The 991-nt window shown below is 69.8% G+C and carries 1 protein-coding gene; it reads left to right on the forward strand.

The features are described from left to right. Positions 1-902, forward strand: a 902-nt coding sequence (locus tag ACYP33_RS09150) for a sulfonate ABC transporter substrate-binding protein (RefSeq protein ID WP_459621144.1), incomplete at its 5' end; no start/stop codon positions are given. Between the last annotated feature and the right edge of the window lie 89 nt (positions 903-991).

Consider the following 991-nt stretch of genomic DNA (forward strand, 5'->3'; position numbering starts at 1 on the left):
CCGCGCTGGGTGCGAGCCGCGCCGCGCTCGCGGCCGGCGATACGACGCTGCGCATCGGATATCAGAAATACGGCAATTTCGTGGCGCTGAAGGCGCGCGGCTCGCTCGAGAAGCGGCTCGCGCCGCAGGGCGTCACGGTGCGCTGGATCGAATTCCCGGGCGGCCCGCAACTGCTCGAAGGGCTGGCGGCGGGCGCGGTCGACATCGGCACGGTGGGCGAGACGCCGCCGATCTTCGCGCAGGCCGGCAAGGTCGATTTCGTCTATATCGGTGCGGAGCCGCCGGCGCCGAAGGGCGAGGCGATCGTCGTGCCGCACGATTCGCCGATCCGCAGCGTGGCGGACCTGCGCGGCAAGAAGGTCGCGCTCAATCGCGGCTCGAACGTTCACTATCTGCTGGTCAAGGCGCTGGAGGCCGCGAAGCTCGACTATCGCGACATCCAGCCCGTGTACCTGGCGCCGGCCGACGGGCGTGCCGCGTTCGAGCAGCATGCGATCGACGCCTGGGTGATCTGGGATCCCTACCTGGCCGCCGTCGAGCGCCAGACCGGCGCGCGCACGCTGCGCAACGGCGAGGGCCTGGTCAGGAATACGCAGTACTACCTCGCGAGCCGCGCGTTCGCGAACGCGCATGCGGACCTGGTGCACGCGGTGCTGGCCGAGATCGATGCGACCGACTTGTGGGCGCGCGATCATATTCCGGCGCTGGCGGCGCAACTGTCGCCGCTGGTCGGGCTCGATGCGGCCACGCTCGAACTGGCGCTGGGCCGCGCGAGCTATCAGGTCGAGCCGATCACCGACGCCACGCTGGCCTATCAGCAGCAGATCGCCGACGCGTTCACGGCGCTCAAGCTGGTGCCGGGCAAGCTCGACGTCACGCAGACGCGCTGGGCCGCGCGCTGAACGTGGCGCGGGCGGTTTGCGCCGTCCGTTTTTCTGCCGATCGATCGTTGCGCCTGCAACGAGAGGGCATGAACCGACATGGCGCGGGG

The sequence above is a fragment of the Burkholderia sp. 3C genome, from assembly GCF_054589155.1.